The sequence below is a fragment of the Tenacibaculum sp. HL-MS23 genome, from assembly GCF_032463465.1.
GTDB classification, from domain to species: domain Bacteria; phylum Bacteroidota; class Bacteroidia; order Flavobacteriales; family Flavobacteriaceae; genus Polaribacter; species Polaribacter bernardetii.
Map to the genome: position 1 here is coordinate 1,540,618 of NZ_CP135989.1, position 21,424 is coordinate 1,562,041.

24 protein-coding genes and 2 tRNA genes are annotated in these 21,424 nt (G+C 31.0%); 18 read left to right on the top strand and 8 right to left on the bottom strand.

Annotated features, from left to right (window positions below; translation table 11 throughout):
* Window positions 1-44 precede the first annotated feature (44 nt).
* A complete protein-coding gene (locus RRF68_RS07140; protein WP_275315740.1) occupies window positions 45-626 on the top strand; it encodes a Crp/Fnr family transcriptional regulator in 582 nt (193 codons plus the stop codon).
* Between the two features lie 99 nt (window positions 627-725).
* Window positions 726-1,520: a tRNA pseudouridine synthase A gene (locus RRF68_RS07145; RefSeq protein ID WP_315943917.1), complete on the top strand. Its 795-nt coding sequence runs from the start codon at window positions 726-728 to the stop codon at window positions 1,518-1,520.
* A 29-nt stretch (window positions 1,521-1,549) separates the two neighbouring features.
* Here RRF68_RS07145 and RRF68_RS07150 read toward each other — a convergent pair whose 3' ends face one another.
* Together RRF68_RS07150 and RRF68_RS07155 are read right to left on the bottom strand one after the other, a co-directional pair.
* Complete coding sequence (locus RRF68_RS07150; protein ID WP_315943918.1) at window positions 1,550-2,326, bottom strand: alpha/beta fold hydrolase; 777 nt, start codon at window positions 2,324-2,326, stop codon at window positions 1,550-1,552.
* 127 nt (window positions 2,327-2,453) lie between these two features.
* Window positions 2,454-3,167, bottom strand: coding sequence for a pyridoxine 5'-phosphate synthase (locus RRF68_RS07155; protein WP_315943919.1), 714 nt, complete (start codon window positions 3,165-3,167; stop codon window positions 2,454-2,456).
* Window positions 3,168-3,225: 58 nt separating this feature from the next.
* On the opposite strand from RRF68_RS07155, the gene RRF68_RS07160 reads away from it, so the two are divergent.
* The 8 genes from RRF68_RS07160 to murI all read left to right on the top strand — a co-directional run bounded on the left by RRF68_RS07160 (window position 3,226) and on the right by murI (window position 11,176).
* Window positions 3,226-3,885 carry a CBS domain-containing protein gene (locus RRF68_RS07160; RefSeq protein ID WP_275315744.1) on the top strand — a complete coding sequence of 220 codons (660 nt, stop codon included), beginning with the start codon at window positions 3,226-3,228 and terminating at the stop codon, window positions 3,883-3,885.
* Between the two features lie 33 nt (window positions 3,886-3,918).
* Window positions 3,919-4,815, top strand: coding sequence for an NAD kinase (locus tag RRF68_RS07165; RefSeq protein ID WP_275315745.1), 897 nt, complete (start codon window positions 3,919-3,921; stop codon window positions 4,813-4,815).
* 106 nt (window positions 4,816-4,921) lie between these two features.
* Window positions 4,922-5,602, top strand: a complete 681-nt coding sequence (locus RRF68_RS07170; RefSeq protein WP_315943920.1) for a DUF6089 family protein — start codon at window positions 4,922-4,924, stop codon at window positions 5,600-5,602.
* Between the two features lie 2 nt (window positions 5,603-5,604).
* Complete coding sequence (locus RRF68_RS07175; RefSeq protein ID WP_218771448.1) at window positions 5,605-6,357, top strand: isoprenyl transferase; 753 nt, start codon at window positions 5,605-5,607, stop codon at window positions 6,355-6,357.
* Window positions 6,350-8,902, top strand: coding sequence for an outer membrane protein assembly factor BamA (bamA, locus tag RRF68_RS07180; protein WP_275315746.1), 2,553 nt, complete (start codon window positions 6,350-6,352; stop codon window positions 8,900-8,902). The genes RRF68_RS07175 and bamA overlap by 8 nt, the downstream gene beginning before the upstream one ends.
* 61 nt (window positions 8,903-8,963) lie before the next feature.
* On the top strand, window positions 8,964-9,761 hold the full coding sequence (locus RRF68_RS07185; protein ID WP_315943921.1) for an OmpH family outer membrane protein: 798 nt from the start codon (window positions 8,964-8,966) through the stop codon (window positions 9,759-9,761).
* Window positions 9,762-9,801: 40 nt separating this feature from the next.
* A complete protein-coding gene (locus RRF68_RS07190) occupies window positions 9,802-10,311 on the top strand; it encodes an OmpH family outer membrane protein (RefSeq protein WP_275315748.1) in 510 nt (169 codons plus the stop codon).
* A 70-nt stretch (window positions 10,312-10,381) separates the two neighbouring features.
* A complete protein-coding gene (gene murI, locus RRF68_RS07195) occupies window positions 10,382-11,176 on the top strand; it encodes a glutamate racemase (protein ID WP_315943922.1) in 795 nt (264 codons plus the stop codon).
* Here the strand turns inward: murI and RRF68_RS07200 are convergent.
* On the bottom strand, window positions 11,173-12,138 hold the full coding sequence (locus RRF68_RS07200) for a type IX secretion system membrane protein PorP/SprF (protein ID WP_315943923.1): 966 nt from the start codon (window positions 12,136-12,138) through the stop codon (window positions 11,173-11,175). The two genes, murI and RRF68_RS07200, sit on opposite strands and share 4 nt — an antisense overlap.
* Window positions 12,139-12,584: 446 nt before the next feature.
* Here RRF68_RS07200 and RRF68_RS12805 point away from each other — a divergent pair, with 446 nt between their 5' ends.
* Window positions 12,585-12,854: a DUF3781 domain-containing protein gene (locus tag RRF68_RS12805; protein ID WP_410016830.1), complete on the top strand. Its 270-nt coding sequence runs from the start codon at window positions 12,585-12,587 to the stop codon at window positions 12,852-12,854.
* Window positions 12,855-12,903: 49 nt separating this feature from the next.
* Here the strand turns inward: RRF68_RS12805 and RRF68_RS07205 are convergent, their stop codons facing one another.
* The 3 genes from RRF68_RS07205 to RRF68_RS07215 all read right to left on the bottom strand — a co-directional run bounded on the left by RRF68_RS07205 (window position 12,904) and on the right by RRF68_RS07215 (window position 15,566).
* Window positions 12,904-14,883 carry a protein-disulfide reductase DsbD family protein gene (locus RRF68_RS07205; RefSeq protein WP_315943924.1) on the bottom strand — a complete coding sequence of 660 codons (1,980 nt, stop codon included), beginning with the start codon at window positions 14,881-14,883 and terminating at the stop codon, window positions 12,904-12,906.
* A 22-nt stretch (window positions 14,884-14,905) separates the two neighbouring features.
* A complete protein-coding gene (locus tag RRF68_RS07210; RefSeq protein ID WP_218771456.1) occupies window positions 14,906-15,352 on the bottom strand; it encodes a protein-disulfide reductase DsbD domain-containing protein in 447 nt (148 codons plus the stop codon).
* A gap of 141 nt (window positions 15,353-15,493) precedes the next feature.
* A tRNA-Met gene (locus RRF68_RS07215) sits at window positions 15,494-15,566 on the bottom strand.
* 167 nt (window positions 15,567-15,733) lie between these two features.
* On the opposite strand from RRF68_RS07215, the gene RRF68_RS07220 reads away from it, so the two are divergent.
* Genes RRF68_RS07220 through RRF68_RS07245 form a run of 6 tightly spaced genes read left to right on the top strand, consistent with a single transcriptional unit; the run spans window position 15,734 to window position 19,695 of the window.
* A complete protein-coding gene (locus tag RRF68_RS07220) occupies window positions 15,734-15,898 on the top strand; it encodes a Lacal_2735 family protein (protein WP_315945370.1) in 165 nt (54 codons plus the stop codon).
* A gap of 9 nt (window positions 15,899-15,907) precedes the next feature.
* Window positions 15,908-16,309 (top strand): DUF2452 domain-containing protein, encoded by a 402-nt coding sequence (locus tag RRF68_RS07225; RefSeq protein ID WP_218771458.1) that lies wholly within the window; start codon window positions 15,908-15,910, stop codon window positions 16,307-16,309.
* Window positions 16,310-16,316: 7 nt separating this feature from the next.
* Complete coding sequence (locus RRF68_RS07230; protein ID WP_275315753.1) at window positions 16,317-16,607, top strand: TIGR03643 family protein; 291 nt, start codon at window positions 16,317-16,319, stop codon at window positions 16,605-16,607.
* 3 nt (window positions 16,608-16,610) lie between these two features.
* On the top strand, window positions 16,611-18,080 hold the full coding sequence (locus tag RRF68_RS07235; RefSeq protein WP_315943925.1) for a cryptochrome/deoxyribodipyrimidine photo-lyase family protein: 1,470 nt from the start codon (window positions 16,611-16,613) through the stop codon (window positions 18,078-18,080).
* Window positions 18,081-18,088: 8 nt separating this feature from the next.
* Window positions 18,089-18,175 (top strand): DUF2256 domain-containing protein, encoded by an 87-nt coding sequence (locus RRF68_RS07240; RefSeq protein ID WP_410016843.1) that lies wholly within the window; start codon window positions 18,089-18,091, stop codon window positions 18,173-18,175.
* Window positions 18,176-18,213: 38 nt separating this feature from the next.
* Complete coding sequence (locus RRF68_RS07245) at window positions 18,214-19,695, top strand: cryptochrome/photolyase family protein (RefSeq protein ID WP_315943926.1); 1,482 nt, start codon at window positions 18,214-18,216, stop codon at window positions 19,693-19,695.
* A 37-nt stretch (window positions 19,696-19,732) separates the two neighbouring features.
* Here the strand turns inward: RRF68_RS07245 and RRF68_RS07250 are convergent.
* A tRNA-Met gene (locus RRF68_RS07250) sits at window positions 19,733-19,805 on the bottom strand.
* 138 nt (window positions 19,806-19,943) lie between these two features.
* Here RRF68_RS07250 and era point away from each other — a divergent pair.
* Window positions 19,944-20,825 (top strand): GTPase Era, encoded by an 882-nt coding sequence (gene era, locus RRF68_RS07255; RefSeq protein ID WP_218771463.1) that lies wholly within the window; start codon window positions 19,944-19,946, stop codon window positions 20,823-20,825.
* Here era and RRF68_RS07260 read toward each other — a convergent pair.
* Window positions 20,822-21,268 (bottom strand): GTP-binding protein, encoded by a 447-nt coding sequence (locus tag RRF68_RS07260; RefSeq protein WP_315943927.1) that lies wholly within the window; start codon window positions 21,266-21,268, stop codon window positions 20,822-20,824. The two genes, era and RRF68_RS07260, sit on opposite strands and share 4 nt — an antisense overlap.
* Between the last annotated feature and the right edge of the window lie 156 nt (window positions 21,269-21,424).

Below are 21,424 nucleotides of genomic sequence, written 5' to 3' on the forward strand. Positions count from 1 at the left end.
GTTTTGTCAGTCTTAAAAATAAAACTACTCACAAAAACCAAACAATGACTAAAGAAAATTTAGAAAAATATATACAATCTATCTTGCCAATGCCCACAGAAAAAGCTAAATTATTAACAGCGAGGTTCGAGTTAGTTGAAATCAAAAGTAATGTTGCTATTTTGGCCGAAAACAAAACGCCGAAAGCGACTTACATATTAGAATCCGGACTCGTTAGATCGTACACCGTTAATAGTAACGGTGATGAAATTACTACCAATATTTTTTCTCCTTTTTGTTTTGTAAACGACTTTTTATCATTTTTCAAACAAAAACCAAGCAGTGAAAACTTTCAGAGCCTTACGGATTGTGTTTTATGGAAAATGAAATATAATGATGTACAAGAAAGCTTTCATACCATACCAGAGTTTAGAGAGTTTGGAAGAATGATGTTGATTATGAATTATTCGAATCTTAAAGATCGCATGTTAGGCATGATAAAAGATTCTGCCGAAAAACGCTATTTAAAATTAATGAAACAGCAACCTGAAATCCTTAAAAACGTACCCTTAAAAATTTTAGCTTCTTATTTAGGTATTACTGATACTTCGTTAAGTAGAATCAGAAAAGAAATCTCTTTAAAATAACACAAATACACTTCCATCTAATGTCTAAAAATTAGGTTGATTCCTAAGACGTTTTCTAGTAACTTCGCTAACTAAAATCACTCTTTTTCTAACTCACAAATGCGATATTTTATACACTTAGGATTCGATGGCACCGATTACAGCGGTTGGCAAAGACAAAACAGCACCCAAAACACGGTTCAAGAAGCCTTAGAACAAACACTTTTTAAACTCTTTAAGAAAAGAATAAGCGTTTATGGTTGCGGTCGAACCGATGCAGGTGTGCATGCTAGCCAATATGTTATAGACATCAATCTTGATGAACCACCTAATTTCGACTTAAAATTTAGGCTAAATAAGAATCTACCTAATAGCATCGCCGTTTTTGAAATATTTGAAGTCAACGAAGATCAATATGCCCGTTATGGTGCAGTATCACGCACCTACGATTATTTTATACATTGGAAGAAAAACCCAATACTATTTCACAATAGTTCTTTTTATGAAAATTTAAAACTAGACTTCGAATTAATGAAAAAGGCGGCAGTTCTTATTCGTGAAACTAAAGATTTTAAGGCGCTGTGTAAACAACCACATTTATACGATAATACACTTTGTGAGGTAAGTAATTGCGAATTATTTATTGATGAAGCACTAGGACGCATGCGTTTTACGATTACTGGTAGTCGTTTTTTGCGTGGCATGGTAAGAATTTGTGTTTATTATTTACTAGAAGTCGGGCGTTGTAAAATGACTGTAGCTGAATTTACCGAAATTTTGAATCTAAAAAAAGAACTAAAAATTAAGTATTCCGCTCATCCAAACGGTCTTTTTCTCAGCAAGGTGGAATATCCTTTTTTAAAATTGGATGACTCATATAATTTGGTAAAAATACTGAGCGTTGGATTGGAGTAATTAAAACCTAACAGAAACGCATCATAAAATCACTTTAAAAAACCGATAAGCGCTGTATAAAAATCCTTCGGATTTTCAGCATGTAGCCAATGCCCTGCGTTCGTTATTTTTTTTATGGTCGAATTCGGAAAGTGCGCATTGATAATCGGTTCTTCATTTACCGAAATATAACCTGAGTTTTCTCCTTTTAAAAACAAGGTTTCACCTTCAAAAACGGTAAACGAAGGTAAAGCTTCACCTACTTCGTTATTATTCTCAGTCAACGATTTCAAATTAAAGCGAAATCCGTATTGATCTTTCGTTTTCCTGTACACGCTTTTTAATAAAAATTGTCGCACACCAACTTCCGGAATTAATCCTGACAGTTTTTCATCTATCAAGCTTCGTGAATCTTGAATCGTAAAATCAACAGAATTCAAAGCCTCTAAAATATCATGATGATGTGGCGGATACATTCTTGGTGAAATATCAGCAACCACCAATTTACTAACCAAATCAGCATACTCAGTAGCAAATAACATTACTGTTTTACCGCCCATAGAATGCCCTAATAAAGCTACCTTTTCTAAATTATAATGTTGTATATAATTATATAAATCGGCTACCATTACTTCGTAATTAAATTCATCAGAATGAAAACTACGACCATGATTTCTTTGATCTATTAAATGTACTTCAAATCCGTCTTCCCCTAATTTGCTAGCATGGCTTTTCCAATTATCACCCATACCAAAATAACCGTGCAAGATTAACAACGGTTTTCCTTCTCCTATTATTCTAGAATGTAAAATTTGGTTATTATTCATTTATTTTGGAGTTTGCCTGACCGAGCGTAGTGGAGACCTAAATTAACCTCTCTTTTGAGCTACACTCACTACCTTCAACAAAATATACTTTGCTTAAGTAATGCTCGAGGAAATATTAAAAAATTTATTATTGCAATCTGTGTAAATACATATTCACTACATTTTCTAGACCTAGATATAACGATTCAGAAATAAGTGCGTGACCTATAGAGACTTCCGCCAAATTGGGGATGTTTTCTTTAAAAAACTGAATGTTTTCTAAACTTAAATCATGTCCTGCGTTAATACCTAAACCTAATTCGTGTGCTAAAATTGCAGCATCTGCATATGGTTTTATAGCATTTTTATTACCTAAATCAAACTGAGTTGCAAATTCTTCGGTGTATAATTCAATACGATCTGCACCTGTTTTAGCCGCGGCTTCAATCAACTTTAAATCTGTATCAATAAAAATTGAAGTTCTAATTCCGTTATTTTTAAATTCAGAAATAACTTCTTGTAAATACGATTGATTCGCTACAGTATCCCAACCGGCATTTGATGTTAAAGTATCTACACTATCTGGCACCAAGGTTACTTGTGTTGGTTTTATTGCTAACACCATTTTCATGAATTGATCAATCGGATTTCCTTCAATATTATATTCGGTAGTTACAATCGATTTTAAATCATAAGCATCTTGGTAACGAATATGTCGTTCATCTGGTCGTGGGTGAATCGTAATTCCCTCTGCACCAAAATCTTGAATATCGGCTGCTACCTTTAATAAATCAGGTGTATTTCCACCTCTAGAATTACGTAACGTAGCAATTTTATTAATATTTACACTTAACTTTGTCATCTCATAAAATTAGGCTACAAAGATAATCATTAAAACATTTTAAACTATATTCGTAGTAATGAATGTGAACGAATTTATACTTAAAGAAATTAAAGCACTTACTTTAAAAAGCACTGTAAAAAGCGCTTTAAAAGTATGTAAAGATCTACCTATAACTCATATTCCTATTGTTGAAAACGGTAAGCTAATTGGTTGTTTACCCGAAAGTGATGTTCATACGATTGAAAACAAAGAAGATTTACTTAGTGAATACACTTATTTACTAGATCATTTTTACTCTAATGAAAAAACAACGCTTTTAGATTTAATTGTATTATTTGCTGATAACGACTGTAATTTAATTCCGGTTTTAGACAAAGACATGAATTATGTTGGTTATTATGAATTAAGCGACATCTTAGATGCTTTTGCCGACAGCCCTTTTTTACACAATGAAAGTGAAACTTTAATCATAGAAAAGAACAAAAATGATACTTCTATGGGTGAAATTGCTCAAATAGTAGAAACTAACGGCGGAAAATTACTAGGTCTTTACACCTCTTCTGAAAATCAGGATAATATTCAGGTTACTTTAAAAATTAATACTGAAGAAATAAACGAAATCATTCAAACTTTTCGAAGATATGACTACAATGTTATCACAAAACATGAAGATGATTTTTATTTAGAAGAACTAAAAGATAGAGCTTCTTATTTAAAAAAATACTTAGATATGTAGTTTACATATTTATACCATAAAACATTATTACAAGTGAAAAAAGTAGCTATTTACGGTCAGGCCTATACAATTTCTGCTGAAAAAGAAATTAAAATATTAGTATCGGCATTAGAAAAAAACAAAATTGTTATTTTTTTTGAAAAAGAGTTTTATGACTTATTAGTTGCAAATAATTCTTTATCAAAAAAGTATCCTACCTATGCACATTTTAATGACTTATCAAATTCTTTTGATATGATGTTTACTATTGGTGGTGATGGAACTTTTTTAAGAGCCGTAACTTACATCAGAGATTTAAACATACCTGCTTTAGGTATAAATACCGGAAGATTAGGTTTTTTAGCTACAGTTCAAAAAGATCAAATTAACGAAGCAGTTGATTTATTACTAAATAAAAATTACATAACTCAAGATAGATCATTACTACAAATAGAAACCTCTCCGCAAGCAAAGGAATTTACTGAACTTGACTTTGCTCTAAACGAAATAACTATAGCCCGTAGAAATACCACATCAATGATTGGCGTAAAAACCTATTTAAACAAAGAGTACTTAACAAATTACTGGGCCGATGGTTTAATTATATCAACTCCAACAGGCTCTACAGGCTATTCATTAAGTTGTAACGGTCCTGTCATTTTGCCCGACTCTAAAAGTTTTGTTATTACACCTATCGCTCCACATAACTTAAATGCGAGGCCAATGGTAATACCTGACGACATAATAATCGATCTAGAAGTTAGCGCTCGTGAAAAAGATTACCTAATCTCGTTAGATTCTAGAATCACCACGGTTTCGGAAGGCACAAAAATTAAAATACAAAAAGCGTCCTTCACCATAAAAAGCATTTTACTTGACCACCAATCGCATTTAAGAACTCTACGTGGTAAACTTTTATGGGGAGAAGACACCCGAAACGAATCTTTATAATTGCACTGTATCACAATAAATTCAATAAAAAAAAGTTAATCAAAAAGACAGATTATTAACTTTTTAAAGCAAATTCATTTTACTATATTTGCACGCTATTTTTCTTATGAAGAACACTATTATATTCATATTATTTGCTTTTACAGCAATCACAATACAATCTCAGACTCACGAAATAGGTTTTTTCGTAGGGGGAACAAATTATGTTGGAGATATAGGTCGAAGTAGCTACATATATCCTAATGAATTAGGTGGTGGTTTAATTTACAAATACAACTTAAATCCAAGAATAGCTTTAAGAGGTACCTACACTTATATTCCTGTTTCTGGCGACGATAAAAGCTCTGAAAATTTATTCCGCCAAAACAGAGGCAATAATTTCTCTAACAATTTACATGAATTTGCTGTGGGGATAGAATTTAACTTCTTCGATTACAATATTAGTAATTACAAAACAACGTTTACTCCATATATACTAGCAGAAATTGCTGCATTTAATTACGCAAGTCCTGTAGAAAGAACTTCACCTACTACTGTTCGCTTAAAAAACAAGTTCTCTTATTCTTTGCCAGTAGGTGTAGGTATTAAAGGGCGTTTAGACGATCACTTAGCAATAGCTTTAGAAACAGGTGTAAGAATTACAATAGTTGATGATATAGATTTTACTACAGACAAGATAAATGATTTTAATTTTGGTGGTACTGGTAATGACTGGTATATGTTTACTGGAATTTCTATTGTTTATAGTTTTGGAAGACCACCTTGTTACAAAGGTTTAGCAGAATAAATATGAAAGACAAATTACACTGTATCAACTTACAAAAAGTACCAAATCATATTGCTGTTATTATGGATGGTAATGGTCGATGGGCTAAAGGTAAAGGAATGCAACGTGTTTTTGGTCATAGAAACGCACTTACCGCAATAAGACAAACAGCCGATGCAGCATCTGAAATAGGGGTGAAATTTGTTACATTATATGCTTTTTCTACAGAAAACTGGAACAGACCCAAACTAGAAGTAGACGCTTTAATGAGCCTACTTGTTAGCACGTTAAAAAAAGAACTACCAGATTTTCAGCGTAAAAACGTAAAAATTAATGCTATTGGTAACATAGATAGTTTACCTAAAAGTGCGCAAAAAATACTTGCAAAAGTTATTAGCGAAACAGAAAACAACACTAAAATCACCTTAACTTTTGCTTTAAGTTATGGTTCTAGAGAAGAAATTGTTAACACAATCAAAAACATATCTAAAAAAGTTGTTAATAACGAGCTCGATATTGAAAAAATAGACGAAAAAATTATAAATAACCATTTATATACATTTAATTTGCCCGACGTTGATTTAATGATACGTACAAGTGGCGAACAACGAATCAGTAATTTTCTACTTTGGCAAATAGCATATGCCGAATTATATTTTACAGAAGTATTATGGCCAGATTTTAGAAGGGAAAATCTTTTTGACGCTGTAATAGATTACCAGGACAGAGAAAGAAGGTTTGGAAAAACAAGTGAACAGATTGAGACCAATGAATAAATATTCTTATTTAGTAGTATTTTTAATCGCCTTTTTATCGGCGAATACACAAGCACAAAACACCATAACTAAAGATAGCACATCCACTGGTAATGTTATTCCTTATAAAAAAGGAGAACAATATATACTTGGTGGAATTACAGTTAGTGGTTTACAGAAGTTTAGCGAGCAAACAATAAGAGTTTACACTGGTCTAATTGATGGTCAGTCTATAAAACTACCTGGAGACAAACTTACCAGCGCTATTAAAAAACTTTATGAAAGTAAGCAGTTTAATGAAGTAGATGTTTATCTATCTAAAAAAGATGGTGAAACTGTTTATCTTTTATTTGATGTTAAAGAACTTCCTCAACTAACAGACATTTCTGTTTCGGGTATTAGCAAGTCTAAAGCAAAAGAACTTAAAAAAGATACTGAGCTTAAAAAAGGAGCTATGGTTACAGATAACTTAATCGTAACTACAAGAAATTATATTAAAAAGAAATATACCGATAAAGGGTTTTTAAAAACAAAGGTTTCTTTAAATACAAAAAAAGACACATCTGACATAAACACTGTTAGTATGGATATTTTTATAGACAAAGGAAGTCGTATCAAAATTAAAGAAATTAACTTTATAGGTAACGAAGCAATGTCTAACAGTACCTTGCGTGGAATTATGAAAAACACCAAACGTAAAATTTTTGGTCGTTTTTGGAAATCATCTAAGTACATATTAGATGACTATAAAGAAGATTTAGAAAATATTCTTGAAAAATATAGTGAAAACGGATACCGTGATGCACGTATTTTGTCTGATAAACTTATCTGGAATGAAGACAATACAATTAACCTTGATATTACATTAGAAGAAGGTCGTCAATACCGTTTTGACGAAATAAAATTCATAGGAAACAAAACCTATTCTGATAAATTCTTACAAAATTTATTACGTATTGATAAAGGAGATGTCTATAACGGAAAAGTTTTAAAAGAACGCATTTCAGGTGATGGAACTCCAAATTCTCAAGATATTCAAACATTATATCACAACAATGGATATTTGTTTTCTCAAATAAACGCTATAGAAACTAAAGTAGATAATGATTCTATTACCGTAGAAGTTCGTATTCGTGAAGACGAACAAGCTACCATTAAAAAAGTAACGGTTAGTGGAAACGAAAAAACAAATGACCACGTTATTTATAGAGAACTACGTGTAAAGCCAGGTGATTTATTTAGTCGTCAAAATATTATTAGATCTATACGTGAAATTGGTCAGTTAGGTTTCTTTGACGCCAATGTAACTCCAGATGTTAAACCAAACTACCAAGATAAAACAGCTGATATTGATTTTTCTGTTGTAGAAAAAGGTGGAAGTCAGATTGAGCTACAAGGTGGTTATGGAGGTGGATCATTTATAGGAACACTAGGACTATCTTTTAATAACTTCTCTTTTAGAAATATTTTTAATAAAGAAGCCTACAAACCATTACCTATGGGTGACGGTCAAAAACTATCATTACGCTTACAGGCTAGTCAAACTTATAATACTTATAGTTTTTCTTTTACAGAGCCATGGTTAGGTGGTAAAAAACCACAATCTTTATCATTTTCTGTTTATTTATCTAATCAATATAGATACGATTTTCAAACCAATAGAGTAGATAAAGATCAGAGTTTAAGTATTATTGGAGCTTCTATTGGTTTAGGAAGACGTTTAAGTTGGCCTGATGATTATTTTTCTCTATCTCAAAACATAAGTTACCAAAGAATCGACCTACAAAACTACGGTTATAGAGTAGGGTCCTCTAACGATGTTATTAGCGATGGAAACTTAAATAACCTAGCGTATAGTGTTGCGCTTAGTCGTAACTCTACTGGACCTAGTTTAATATTCCCTAGCTATGGATCTGAGTTTACTATTAAAGCAAAGGCTACATTTCCTTATTCATTAGTTAATGGAAAAGATTATACAGAGGATGAAAACCCAACTAACGATCAAAGGCAAGCTTATTTGGCCGACAAATATAGATGGCTAGAGTACTATAAATTATCTGCAAAAGGAAAATGGTACACTTCATTATCTTCAAACAATAAATTAGTATTAATGTCTAATTTTGAAATGGGGTATTTAGGAAGCTATAACAGCGAATTAGGTTTAACGCCTGTTGAGAGATATTTTGTTGGTGGTGATGGTATTGCTCAAGGACAATTAGATGGTAGAGAAACTATTGGATTAAGAGGTTATGAGAACAATAGAATCTCATCTGTTGATGGTGGCGCTATATATAACAAATTTCAAATGGAATTGCGCTACTCTATAACAGACAAGCCTTCTGCATCAATATATACTTTAGGATTTTTAGAAGCTGGTAACTCTTATAACAATTTTAGTGAATTTAATCCGTTTCAATTAAAGCGTTCAGCTGGTATGGGTATTCGTATATTTATGCCTGCATTTGGATTACTAGGTATCGATTTTGCCCACGGGTTTGATCCATTACCAGGACAATCTGAAAAATCTGGATGGCAAACACATTTTATCATCGGAAGACAGTTCTAAAAACTTACAATTCTAATAATCGTTTTTTTGGCACGGTTTTTTCTAAATACATTATAGTAACATGAAAAAAAGTATTTTATCAATCGTTCTTTTATTTATCACAACTATTGCTCTTGGGCAAAGAAGTCAGCGTATTGCATATATTGATATGGAATATATTCTTCAAAATATCCCAGAATATTTAGAAGCTCAAAATTCTTTAGATGCTAAAGTTGAAAAATGGAAAACTAAATTAGATAAAGAAGCGAGGGCTATAGAAGTTTTAAAAACTGACTTAACTAACGAAAAAGCAATTTTAACAACAGATTTGGTTGTAGAACGTGAGGAAGATATAACTATTAAACAAGAATCTTTACGCAGGTTAGAATCGTTATACTTTGGCCCAAATGGAGATATGTATAATTTAAGAAAGCAATTAATAAAACCTATTCAAGATCAAGTTTATAATGCAGTGCAATCTATAGCTTCTAGAAAAAAATATGATTTCGTTTTTGATAAATCTAGTGAGCTTGTTATGTTGTATTCCAACAAAAAACACGATATTAGCGAACTTATTGTTAAAATAATAAACATTGACCAGAAAAAGCAACAGAGGAGTGATAAAATAGCTGAAAAGAAAGCATTGCTTAAAAACGAAAGTTTAACTGACTCTCAAAAAGATAAAATAGCTCAAAAAGAAGCGCTTAGAAAGAAAAAGCAAAATGATAGGCTTGCTAAAATTAAGCAAATTGAAGAAAAAAGACAAGCTAAATTAAAGCAAAGAGCTGACGCAAGAAAGTTATTAAAAGAAAAGAAAGATGCTTTAAGAAAAGCTCAAGAGGAAGCAAGAAAAGAGGCTGAAGCAAAAAAGAACAAATAAATCAAGAATAAAGAACAATAAATTAAATTAAAAAACAAAGATGAAACATTTTAAAACGTTAGTATTAGTTGCAATTTTCACAATTGGATTAGGTAGTGTGGCAAATGCACAAAAAACTGCACATATAAACACTGATAAGTTATTATCAGAAATGCCTGCAACCAAAGCAATGAAGGTTGAGTTAGAGAAATTAAACAAAACTTACCGTGACGATATCGAAGCTATGTACAAAACCGTACAAGCTAAAATGAAGAAATATGAAGCGGAAGGTAAGAGTCAAACACAAGAAGTAAATCAAAAAAGAGGTTTAGAGATTCAGCAAGATTCTCAAAGAATCAAACAAGCTGAACAGGCTGCTGGACAAGAAATGCAAAAGAAATACCAAGAAAAAACACTTCCTATCTTAAAGAAAGCTGAGCAAGCAATTAAAGATGTTGCTGCTGCTAAAGGAATTATTTATGTATTTGACGCTGCACCAGGTAAAGGTTTAATCGTTTATGATAAAGGTGAAAACATTTATGATGCTGTTAAAGCTAAATTAGGATTTTAAATATAAATCCTAAAAAAATATGTTATAAAAATCCTGCTGAATTCAGCAGGATTTTTATTTTTGTTATATTATGAAAAAAGACAATCAAAAACCTATTGGTATATTCGACTCTGGAATTGGAGGCACCTCTATTTGGAAGGAAATTAACGCTCTATTACCAAAGGAAAGTACGATATACCTGTCTGATAGTAAAAACGCTCCCTATGGGCAAAAAACAAAGGAAGAGATTTTAGATTTATCAATTAAAAACACAGAATTATTAATAAACAAAGGCTGTAAACTTGTCGTTGTAGCCTGTAATACTGCTACCACAAATGCAATAGATTATTTAAGGAATAATTATAACTTACCGATTATAGGTATTGAGCCAGCAATTAAGCCTGCTTCTATTCAAACCAAAAGAGGTATTATTGGTATTTTAGCCACCAAAGGAACACTTAATAGCAGACTATTTGAACAAACGTCTGCAACGATAGATAATAGCATCACGATTATAGAACAAATTGGAACTGGCCTTGTTGAACTTATTGAAAATGGTAAAATTCATTCAACAGAAATGACAAATTTACTAAAGAAACACTTAAAACCAATGCTTTATTCTAAATGTGACTATATTGTCTTAGGCTGTACACATTACCCATACCTTATTCCTCAAATAAAAGAAATAGTAGGAAATACTGTGCGTATTATTGATTCTGGTGAGGCTGTTGCAAGACAAACAAAAAATATTTTAATAAGAGAAAACCTTATTTCAAATTCAACTGTTGATATTGAGAATATTTTTTACACCAATAAAGACAAAACCGTTTTAGATCTTATTTTAGAGGATTATAAAAGAGCAACTGTGGCTTATTTAGATTTTTAAAAGCTTCCGTTTATATTAGGGCAAGCTGATCCTCTACGCTTTCGGCATAACACATTTATTCCAAAAGATAATTGGTGAAATCCACCGTTAGAGAAAACAACATCACCACTTTGTTGCGTGTAAGTATAGGCAAACATTAAATTTTTATAATTTACCCCAACTATTGGAGTTATATAATGAGCATCACCAAATACACTACTATCTAAGCTCCTACGATACGAAAGTGCTGCCCACAACTGAGTTGTTTCTAATTTTTTATAAATTTTAAAGTTTACATCAGCAATCTTTTCACCTGTTTGTTCTTTATATTGTAACATTGCAGATGGTTCGAATTGTAGTTTATCTTCATCTCCGAAAAAATAACCAGCACCGACAATATAATTTCTCAAATTAAGAGATTCAAAATCGGGGTTCAAATCATTTTTTGCTGAAAGCATAATATTTTTTACTGTAAAATAAGATGAAAAACCTTTATGATGATAAGAAAGTCCAAAATCAGCATTAAAATAAAAATCACTTTGTATAATTTGACTGACAGCGGGGTCATTTACAAACCTTGTTTGGTCAACTTCGTTTTGAACAACAGACATAGATAGACCAAATGATAACTGTTTAAATAAATTTTCGTTACCTAAGTTTAGGTGATAAGCATAAGTAGCTTGTAAACCTTTTTGCGAATGGTATCCATTTTTATCATTAAAAAGTATAAATCCGTAAGCAGCGTTAGAATTCTCATTAAACTTAGCATGAAAACTTGCTGTTTGTAGAGAAGGAGCATCTTTTACTCCAATCCATTGCTGACGGGCTGTTAAACGCAACTTACCACAATCACCAATACCTGCTGCGGTTGGGTGTAATAAATAAACATTATCAGATAAATAATCTGCATAGATTGGTAATGTTTCCTGACCGTATGTTTTAGATAAAAAAATTAAAAAAAACAAGACTACAATTCTTTTCATAAGTTTTAATTTACTAATAGCCCTCAAATATAAACAAGTGAAACAAGAAATACTCTTAATATATAAAAAGTAAGTGCATTATTTAATAAATTAACTTTGTAAAAAAGCTATTAGATATCTATATATCTCTTAACTAAAACTTTACAAGACCACGACATATACTATAAAATTTAACAATTAATTTAAGGGAATTAACGAAACTAATTTTACTTTTGTGGTAGAAAAAGAAATTGAAAAAGTGCCAGTTTCGTTTTTTTTTAATTTTAAGAAATTTGAAGGGTTTTTTCTAATAAATTAAACAAACTGGTGCCTCAATTTACACTTTACACATATTCTTTTCTTCAGAAGGTTTTTTAAAACCATAAAGAGATTTTTGCAAAAATCTATAAGTGCGTGTTATTTAAATAACTTTAAAATAAATAAAAAATTGTATCACTTAAAATAAAATGCTAATAAATAAAAGTGTTATTTTAAAGAAACATTGCTATACAGCATTAGTTTATCAGAGAATAAATAAAAAATTGTCTACTTTATTTTCTAAAAAAGAAATAGAAACCTTGATATACGAATCAATAAAAGAAGCTGATTTGAAGTGTTTTGAAAAGATTGGCAAGAATTTCTATATTTCAAATAGTACAAATAATATAAAAATTACAGTAAATTCTGCTACTTATAGAATTATAACCGTTGATAAAATTTATAACAATAACATATAAATTCAAAAAAAACACTTTAGGGAAACCTAAAGTGTTTTTTTTAAAAAAGCTATTTTTTAAAATTACCAATTCCTTTTTCTAACCAATTATAATATTCATCAGCATTTGGTGTATAAGAAACCGGATCTATTAAGTTTGTTTCATCATGAGCCATTAATACATAAAATGGCTGTGAGTTTGCTTTGTATTTTAAAGTTTGTAATTCACTCCATTTTTGACCTATATATTTTAACTTTTTACCTGGATTCAATTTAGAATCTACAACCTCATCTTTGTTTAAAGCTCTTTTATCATCAACATATAAAGAAATTAAAACAACTTTATTTTTTAAAACATCAAGCACTTTAGGTTTTACCCAAACATTTTGTTCCATCTTACGGCAATTAACACAAGCATGACCCGTAAAATCTATCATTACCGGCTTACCAATTTTCTTTGCATATGCAAGGCCTTTATCGTAATCATGAAAAGAAACAATGTCGTGAGGTGGCATTAAATGAGCCCCTTCAGGTAAATTACTATGAGTATCTGTTTTACTACTAGAAACAGTAATTGAATTTTGTTTTGTATACCCTACTCCGTATGGCGATTCGCTATAATGTTGCGGTGGCGGAAAAGCACTTATTAAGTTTAAAGGCGCACCCCATAAACCAGGCAACATATAAATAGTAAATGCTCCTACAACCAACCCTAAAGATAATCTTCCTACAGAAATATGCTTTTGTGGACTATCGTGAGGTAATTGTATTTTACCTAATAAATAAAGTGTTAAAGCACCAAATATAGCAATCCATATTGCAATAAAAACTTCTCTTTCTAATAAGTGTAATTGCATTACTAAATCGGCATTCGATAAAAATTTAAATGCCAATGCTAATTCTAAAAACCCTAAAACAACTTTTACTGTATTTAACCATCCGCCAGATTTTGGTAATGAATTTAACCAACCCGGAAACGCTGCAAATAATGCAAATGGCAATGCAATGGCTAAAGAAAACCCTAGCATACCAATTATAGGTGCTAAACCTCCTTTTGATGCTGCTTCAACTAATAATGTACCTACAATAGGCCCTGTACAAGAAAATGATACAATTGCTAAAGCTAACGCCATGAAAAAGATACCAATTAAACCTCCCCTATCTGCTTGCGAATCTACTTTTGTAGCCCAAGAACTTGGTAAGGTAATCTCAAAAGCACCTAAAAAAGATACAGCAAAAATTACTAATATCAAGAAAAATGAAATATTAAACCAAACATTAGTTGATAGTGCGTTTAATGCATCAGCCCCAAAAACACCGGTTACAACTGTACCTAATAAAACATATATTGCAATAATCGATACCCCATAAATAATGGCATTTTTAATTCCTTTAGCTTTGCTTTTACTTTGTTTTGTAAAAAAGCTTACTGTCATAGGAATCATCGGAAAAACACAAGGTGTTAACAATGCTGCAAAACCAGATAAAAAAGCAATAAAGAAAATACTTAATAATCCTTTTTTACTTTCTTCAGAGTCATTATCAGATTTAGCTTTATTAGCAATCGCGTTGCTCTTAGAAACGCTCTTTGTCAAATCAAAAACTAAATCGATTTCTTTTGGAGGCAAACACTTTTCGTCTGTACATGCAATAAACTCAACAAATGCAATTACTTCTTTAACTTTTAAGTCTACTAATTCTATTTCTTGTTCAAAAACAGCTTTATAAGCGAATGACTTAATATTCATTCCCTCCTCATTAAAAAGCTTTGTGAATTTAACTTTTCCTTTAGGCTCTTTTGTATTTCCTACTAACTTTAAACTACCGCCATTATCATCATAGGTAAAAGTGGTTGGTATTGGACCGCCTTTTGGTACTTCCTGAGAATAGAGACTCCAGTTTTCCTTTATAGTAGCTTCTGTAATTAATTTATATTTTGAATCTGATATTTTCTCAACTTTCGTTGTCCATTTTATAGGATTAAATATCTGACCTCTTACTGTTATTGTGCTGATTAACAAAACCAGCAGTAGTAGCGTTATTTTTTTCATCTAAATTATATTGATGTATTATTTAATTAATCATAAAAGATAAATCTTCTTCTTTAGGGGGTAAACAATTTTCATCTGAACAAACCATATACTCTACAGTACCTTTAATAATAAACTTCTCTTGTGTTTTTAACCTAATACGTTGTTTAAAAACTGCTTTTTCATCAAAATATTTAATACGCATATCAAACATTTCATCATCTACAACATGTCCTTCGTCTTCTTTTGTATTTCCTTTTTTTAAATATCTTTTATCTCCTATAAATGAAAATAATGTAGGTATAGGACCTCCTTTAGGTATTTCCTGAGAATAGATATGCCATTCATCATCAAGTATTGCTGTGGCAATTAATTCTATTTCTTGATTTGATATCTTTTTTACTGATGTTGTCCATTTTACTGGGCTGTGAATTTGCCCATAAGAAACAAGACTTATTATAAATAGTAATACTGATACTAATTTCTTCATTATTATACAATTAATACGGTTGTTCTAATTTTTGTAAAAATAACACCTTTCTATATTAAATTCGGTTACATTTAAAAAGTTTAACTTTTTAAATATTCGAACAAAAAAAAAGAGTAATCATTTCTGATTACTCTTTTGTAGTAGCGGGAACTGGACTCGAACCAGTGACCTTCGGGTTATGAGCCCGACGAGCTACCTACTGCTCTATCCCGCGATTTCGAGTGCAAATGTACTACTTTTAATTACATTAAAACAAAAAATATAAATTTATTTATCAAAAAAACATAAACAAGTCATTTTGTTTAATCAATAATTATATTTGTTAAACATTTTATATCTTTACAAAAATATTATTTGTCATTCTCACAAAAAACTGCGCGTATGTTTGGATTGTTTAAAAAAAAATCGTCAAAAGAAAAATTACAAGATCAATATAAACAACTTTTAAAAGAAGCCTATAGTTTATCTACGGTTAACAGAAAAATGAGTGATCAAAAGACCATGGAAGCTGAAGAAATAATGAAACAAATAGAAAAACTGAATTAACCTTTTTTTATGATACAAGATAAAAAACCTGATAATGTAGTTTTTAATACAGAAACTCAAAAATACGACGCAGCTCTTAAGCCATATGCAACATCAGTTGGTGCACCAGTAATTACAACTACAGATACAATTGCATGGAAGAACAGAAGTATTAATAAAATAAATCATAAAGTAGCGGCCAAATATTTAGCACTTAAAGATGAATATGAAAAGATGATGCAACAGTTTGAGTATAATAACTTAATATTTGCTGCTAAATTTTCTTTTGAACCTATTATCGGTCAAGTATACCATTTGTACAAAAGAAATGATAATGAAAATTTTTTATCTATCATATCACCTAATGAATGTAACTTTAATTCTTTAGGTAGTTTTTACTTGAATGTAGATCAAATTTGGGAAAAAATTTAATTTTAGTATGGCACTACACAATCATAAATTTACAGAAAGAGAACTAAATAGAATTATAGAAATGGCTTGGGAAGACAGAACTCCTTTTGAAGCTATTTTATTTCAGTTTGAATTACCCGAAAAAGAGGTTATTAAATTAATGAGGGGGAATTTAAAAGAATCTAGTTTTAAGCGATGGCGAAAACGTGTAAATAGCGGCGTAAGTCAAAAACATTTAAAAAAACGTAATTCAGACATAACTAGGTTTAAATGCTCTCGTCAGAAAGCTATTTCTGGCAATAAAATAAGCAAGAGATAAAGTTTGGATAAGCATACTATAAATATTGTTTGGCTAAAGCGTGATTTACGTTCTTTAGATCACGAGCCTTTATTTAATGCTGAAAAATCAGACATTCCATATATAATTATCTACTTATTTGAGCCTAAAATTATTGAGCACCCTGATACTAGCCTAAGACATCTTAGCTTTATATACCACTCTATAAAAGCACTTAACACTACTTTAAAAAAACACAATAAAAGTGTGCATTTGTTTTATGAAAATAGCCTAACTATTTTCACTTACTTAAATACTAATTTTAATATAAACAAAATATTTAGCTACCAAGAAAGTGGTACCAAAATAACCTGGGAACGAGATAAAAAAGTAGCTCTTTTTTGTGAAAAAAATTCAATATTTTGGAAACAATATCAGCGTGATGGTATTTTAAGAGGCATTAAGAATAGGAAAAATTGGAATAATGAATGGCATAAAACAATGCACCAACCCGTTATTAACAATCAGTATTCTAATAAAACAAGTATCAACATAACGCATCCTTTTAAAATACCTAAGGAGTTAAAAGCAAAATTAGAAAACTACCCTTCACACCTACAACCTGCTGGGGAGCAAAATGCATGGCACTACTTAAAATCATTTACATTAAAAAGAGGTTTTAATTACCATAAACACATATCAAAACCCACGGAAAGCAGAATGGCGTGTAGCCGACTCTCTCCTTATTTAGCTTGGGGAAACATCAGTATCAAACAAGTTTTTCAATTTATAGGCACACACCCTAACGGAACTAAAAACGATAGAGCTTTTAGCGGAATGTTAACACGCTTACATTGGCATTGTCATTTTATTCAAAAGTTTGAGGTTGAATGTAGTTATGAGACTCTTTGTATAAATAAAGGTTATGAATTATTAGAGCATAAAAAAAACACCGACTACATTAAGGCGTGGAAAACAGGAACTACTGGTTATCCTTTAATTGATGCTTGCATGCGAGCTTTAGAGGAAACTGGATGGATTAATTTTAGAATGCGAGCAATGCTTGTGTCGTTTTTAACTCTAAATCTCGATCAAGATTGGAGAGAGGGAACTTATCATTTAGCTAGGTATTTTTTAGACTATGAACCTGGTATTCATTATCCTCAATTTCAAATGCAAGCAGGTACAACAGGTATCAACACAGTTCGATTATACAACCCTGTAAAGAACTCTTATGAACATGATCCGCAAGGTGTATTTATAAAAAAATGGATTCCAGAACTCTCAAATGTTCCTACCGCTAACATTCACGAACCATGGAAAATGACATATATAGAGCAGGTTTTTTGTAAAACATTTATTGGTGAAGACTATCCGTTGCCAATTGTAAACCTACAAGAAAGCGCCCGTACTGCTAGAGATAAAATATGGGCACACAAAAAACATCCTGCTGTACAAAAAGAAAAAAATAGAATTCTTAACATCCACGTTAACAAAAAAACTAAAAAGTTTTAATTTCTAAAATGAAAAAACAACATCTTCCTAAAAAAATATGCCTCGTTTGTAAGCTCCCTTTTTCTTGGCGTAAGAAATGGAAAAAAAACTGGTAAGATGTAAAATACTGCAGTCAACGCTGCCGAAAAAACAAATGAAACAAGCAAACCTTATATTTCCTCATCAATTATTTGAAAAATCACCACTTTTCAATACAGAAGCTTCTACCTATTTAATTGAAGAGTTTTTATTTTTTAAACACTACAACTTTCATAAGCAAAAAATAGCTTTTCATAGAGCAACAATGAAAAAGTACGCTGATTTTCTTAAAGAAGACAAAAGCATAGAGGTTAACTATATTGAAGCTATAGATAAAAAATCAGATATAAGAACTTTAATTCCTTTTTTAAAAAAACAAGGAATAACACACATAAATTATATAGACACTACTGACGATTGGCTTCAAAAAAGAATAGAAAAAGGTTCTTTAGAAAATGATATCTCCATCAAAAAATACAATTCACCACTTTTTTTAAACACTAAAAAAGAGATTTCTGCACTTATTACTAAGGATAATAAAAAATATCATCAAACACCTTTTTACATCGCCCAACGTAAAGCCCGTAAAATTCTTATAGACTCAGATAACAATCCCGTTGGAGGCAAATGGACATTTGATACTGAAAACAGAAAAAAATATCCTGCCAAAAAAACACCACCAACAATACATTTCCCAGATGCAGACTCATATTACATAGAGGCTCAAAAATATGTAGCTAAACATTTCTCAAACAATCTAGGCAATCTTACCGAATATTCTTTATATCCCACAAATTACAAAACTACAAAGCAATGGTTGTACCAATTTTTCGAACATCGTTTTATGGATTTTGGCACTTATGAAGATGCTATTGTCGCAGAAAACTCAATACTAAACCACAGTGTATTAACTCCCATGTTAAACGTAGGTTTAATAACACCCAAACAAATTATTGATGCTTGCTTACAATACGCTATAGAAAATAAAATACCTATTAACTCAACAGAAGGTTTTGTTCGTCAGATTATTGGGTGGCGAGAATTTATAAGAGGCGTTTATGAAGTCCGAGGAAGGGACGAAAGAACTACTAATTTCTGGAAATTTAAAAAGAAAATACCCGCTTCTTTTTACAATGGTACTACAGGTATTTTACCAATTGATAAAACTATAAAAAAAGTATTACAAACAGGTTATTGCCACCACATTGAGAGGCTGATGATTTTAGGAAACTTTATGATGTTGTGTGAATTTGATCCAAATGAAGTTTACAAATGGTTTATGGAGCTTTTTATTGATGCTTATGATTGGGTAATGGTTACAAATGTTTACGGAATGAGCCAATATGCCGATGGAGGTTTAATGGCTACAAAACCATACATAAGTGGCAGTAATTATATACTAAAAATGAGTAATTATAAAAAAGGTGAGTGGCAAAAAACTTGGGATGGGCTTTTTTGGCGTTTTATGCATACACATCGTGATTTCTTTTTATCAAATCCTCGATTAGGAATGCTAGTTCATATGTTTGATAAAATGCCTGAAGAAAAACAACAAAACCATCTTACTGCAGCAAACAACTACCTCTTAAGAGCATAAAAAAACACCTTACTTTATAAAGTAAGGTGTTTTATAGTAGCGGGAACTGGACTCGAACCAGTGACCTTCGGGTTATGAGCCCGACGAGCTACCTACTGCTCTATCCCGCGATTTCGAGTGCAAATATACCGTTATTTATTCCTTCTATCCTAACAAAATAGCTTTTTAAAACAAACTTTTTCTTAACTACAACAATAACAGCTACATAAAAAAATTCTTATTTAATTGAAACAGCTTATCTTTGCCTCATGACACATAAAGCAGGATTTGTAAACATCATCGGGAACCCAAATGTTGGTAAATCAACATTAATGAACGCATTGGTTGGCGAAAAATTATCAATCATCACTTCTAAAGCCCAAACTACAAGGCATCGTATTTTAGGTATTGTAAATGACGATGATCATCAAGTAGTTTTTTCTGACACTCCAGGAATTATTAAACCTGCTTATGAGCTGCAGCATTCTATGATGGATTTTGTAAAAGCTGCTTTTGATGATGCCGATGTGTTAATTTACATGGTTGAAGTTGGTGAAAAGGAATTAAAAAATGAAGCTTTCTTTAATAAGATAATTCACAGTGAAATCCCTGTCATATTATTATTAAATAAAATTGATAAATCATCACAAGAAGAGGTTGAAGAAAAAATTGAGTACTGGAAAAACAAAGTACCAAATGCCTTTGTATATGTAATTTCTGCCTTAGAAAGATTCAATATCGATTCTGTCTTTACCAAAATTAAAGAGTTATTACCAGAAGGCCCTGCTTTTTATCCGAAAGATCAATTGACAGACAAGCCAGAACGTTTTTTTGTAAACGAAAAAATACGAGAGAAAATCCTAACACACTACAAAAAAGAAATTCCATACTCTATAGAAGTAGAAACTGAAGAATTTGTAGAAGAAGAAGACATTATAAAAATTCGCGCTATTATTATGGTTGAACGTGACACTCAAAAAGGTATTATAATTGGGCATAAAGGTGCAGCACTTAAACGTGTAGGAACAGAATCACGCAAAGACTTAGAAGTCTTTTTTGATAAAAAAGTATTTCTAGAACTTTATGTAAAAGTAAATAAAAACTGGAGATCCAATGAGCGTCAATTAAAACGTTTCGGTTATAAAGATTAATTTATCTTTTGTAATAATAATTTTGTGAATTTTTTTAAACTATCCATTTGTTTTTTACCTGTAGCTTTCCCTAAACGTCCTACAAAGTAAAATATTACCCATATAATAGCTAAAACAACAAGCATTACAACAGGAAATACAGAAACCTTTTGTAAAGACCAATTACTGTATACTATTACTCCGAAAATTAAAAAAACAATAGCCACAACGAAGTGTAAAAACATAAAAAATGTCCACACTTGTGGCTTCGGCCCAAATAAGCCTTTAACTAAAGAAGTTGTTTCAGACAGTTCTTCTATTTCGAGGTATAACTGAGGTGACCAAAAATGAGTTTCTTTTTTAGGCACATCAATAATTACATGATTGTCTACCATTCTCATTTCATATATTGTTACATCCGATAAATGTTTTTTAATTTCACTTAATAAAACTACCGAATTCATATTAAAATCAATTTGAAATCTGGGTTTTAAAAAAATCTGATTATATAATTGATCCTTCATATTTTTATAATATTCGCCACAATGTAGTAAAAATACTATACTATTAAAAATTTCGCTTAATTTCATAACGTAAGTTGTATCTTTGCACAAATTTTT

Excerpts from the sequence above, each read along its gene's own strand:
- RRF68_RS07140 (WP_275315740.1), top strand. The coding sequence starts at position 45 with ATGACTAAAGAAAATTTAGAAAAATATATACAATCTATCTTGCCAATG.
- RRF68_RS07145 (WP_315943917.1), top strand. The coding sequence starts at position 726 with ATGCGATATTTTATACACTTAGGATTCGATGGCACCGATTACAGCGGT.
- RRF68_RS07150 (WP_315943918.1), bottom strand. The coding sequence starts at position 2,326 with ATGAATAATAACCAAATTTTACATTCTAGAATAATAGGAGAAGGAAAA.
- RRF68_RS07155 (WP_315943919.1), bottom strand. The coding sequence starts at position 3,167 with ATGACAAAGTTAAGTGTAAATATTAATAAAATTGCTACGTTACGTAAT.
- RRF68_RS07160 (WP_275315744.1), top strand. The coding sequence starts at position 3,226 with ATGAATGTGAACGAATTTATACTTAAAGAAATTAAAGCACTTACTTTA.
- RRF68_RS07170 (WP_315943920.1), top strand. The coding sequence starts at position 4,922 with ATGAAGAACACTATTATATTCATATTATTTGCTTTTACAGCAATCACA.
- RRF68_RS07175 (WP_218771448.1), top strand. The coding sequence starts at position 5,605 with ATGAAAGACAAATTACACTGTATCAACTTACAAAAAGTACCAAATCAT.
- bamA (WP_275315746.1), top strand. The coding sequence starts at position 6,350 with ATGAATAAATATTCTTATTTAGTAGTATTTTTAATCGCCTTTTTATCG.
- RRF68_RS07185 (WP_315943921.1), top strand. The coding sequence starts at position 8,964 with ATGAAAAAAAGTATTTTATCAATCGTTCTTTTATTTATCACAACTATT.
- RRF68_RS07190 (WP_275315748.1), top strand. The coding sequence starts at position 9,802 with ATGAAACATTTTAAAACGTTAGTATTAGTTGCAATTTTCACAATTGGA.
- murI (WP_315943922.1), top strand. The coding sequence starts at position 10,382 with ATGAAAAAAGACAATCAAAAACCTATTGGTATATTCGACTCTGGAATT.
- RRF68_RS07200 (WP_315943923.1), bottom strand. The coding sequence starts at position 12,138 with ATGAAAAGAATTGTAGTCTTGTTTTTTTTAATTTTTTTATCTAAAACA.
- RRF68_RS12805 (WP_410016830.1), top strand. The coding sequence starts at position 12,585 with ATGCTAATAAATAAAAGTGTTATTTTAAAGAAACATTGCTATACAGCA.
- RRF68_RS07205 (WP_315943924.1), bottom strand. The coding sequence starts at position 14,883 with ATGAAAAAAATAACGCTACTACTGCTGGTTTTGTTAATCAGCACAATA.
- RRF68_RS07210 (WP_218771456.1), bottom strand. The coding sequence starts at position 15,352 with ATGAAGAAATTAGTATCAGTATTACTATTTATAATAAGTCTTGTTTCT.
- RRF68_RS07220 (WP_315945370.1), top strand. The coding sequence starts at position 15,734 with ATGTTTGGATTGTTTAAAAAAAAATCGTCAAAAGAAAAATTACAAGAT.
- RRF68_RS07225 (WP_218771458.1), top strand. The coding sequence starts at position 15,908 with ATGATACAAGATAAAAAACCTGATAATGTAGTTTTTAATACAGAAACT.
- RRF68_RS07230 (WP_275315753.1), top strand. The coding sequence starts at position 16,317 with ATGGCACTACACAATCATAAATTTACAGAAAGAGAACTAAATAGAATT.
- RRF68_RS07240 (WP_410016843.1), top strand. The coding sequence starts at position 18,089 with ATGAAAAAACAACATCTTCCTAAAAAAATATGCCTCGTTTGTAAGCTC.
- RRF68_RS07245 (WP_315943926.1), top strand. The coding sequence starts at position 18,214 with ATGAAACAAGCAAACCTTATATTTCCTCATCAATTATTTGAAAAATCA.
- era (WP_218771463.1), top strand. The coding sequence starts at position 19,944 with ATGACACATAAAGCAGGATTTGTAAACATCATCGGGAACCCAAATGTT.
- RRF68_RS07260 (WP_315943927.1), bottom strand. The coding sequence starts at position 21,268 with ATGAATTCGGTAGTTTTATTAAGTGAAATTAAAAAACATTTATCGGAT.